Below are 744 nucleotides of genomic sequence, written 5' to 3'. Positions count from 1 at the left end.
AATGGCGAAGAGCAAGTTTGAACGAACAAAACCGCATGTTAATATTGGTACGATTGGTCACGTTGATCATGGGAAGACCTCGTTGACAGCAGCGATTACGAAATATTTTGGTGAATTTAAAGCTTATGACCAAATTGACGCTGCGCCAGAGGAACGTGCACGTGGAATTACTATTTCTACAGCACACGTTGAGTATGAAACGGAAAATCGTCACTATGCGCACGTTGATTGTCCAGGACACGCTGATTATGTGAAAAACATGATCACAGGGGCAGCACAGATGGATGGTGCTATTTTGGTTGTTTCAGCAGCTGATGGTCCAATGCCTCAGACACGTGAGCATATTTTGCTTGCACGTCAGGTTGGTGTTCCAGCAATTGTTGTTTTTCTTAATAAAGTTGATCAGGTTGATGATGCAGAACTTTTGGAGCTTGTAGAGCTTGAGGTTCGGGAACTTTTATCCAAATATGATTTCCCAGGCGATGATATACCAATTGTTAAGGGTTCTGCGTTGGCAGCTCTTGAGGATAAGGATAAAAGCATTGGTGAAGATGCTGTTCGTCTTTTAATGAGTGAAGTTGATAATTATATTCCAACCCCTGAACGTCCTGTTGATCAACCATTTTTGATGCCGATAGAGGATGTGTTTTCGATTTCGGGTCGTGGAACCGTTGTTACGGGTCGTGTTGAGCGTGGTGTTATTAAAGTTGGAGAGGAAATCGAGATTATCGGTATTCGTCCAAC

1 protein-coding gene is annotated in these 744 nt (G+C 42.9%); it reads left to right on the top strand.

Annotated elements, in window-relative coordinates:
* Position 1 precedes the first annotated feature (1 nt).
* Positions 2 to 744, top strand: a 743-nt coding sequence (locus ACFINH_RS10170; protein WP_375633051.1) for an elongation factor Tu, incomplete at its 3' end; no start/stop codon positions are given.

Source organism: Bartonella sp. AA74HLJMH (assembly GCF_042197045.1).
Taxonomy (GTDB): Bacteria; Pseudomonadota; Alphaproteobacteria; order Rhizobiales; family Rhizobiaceae; genus Bartonella.
Note: the sequence above shows the minus strand (reverse complement) of the source record. Positions and strands in the feature narration are given on the sequence as shown.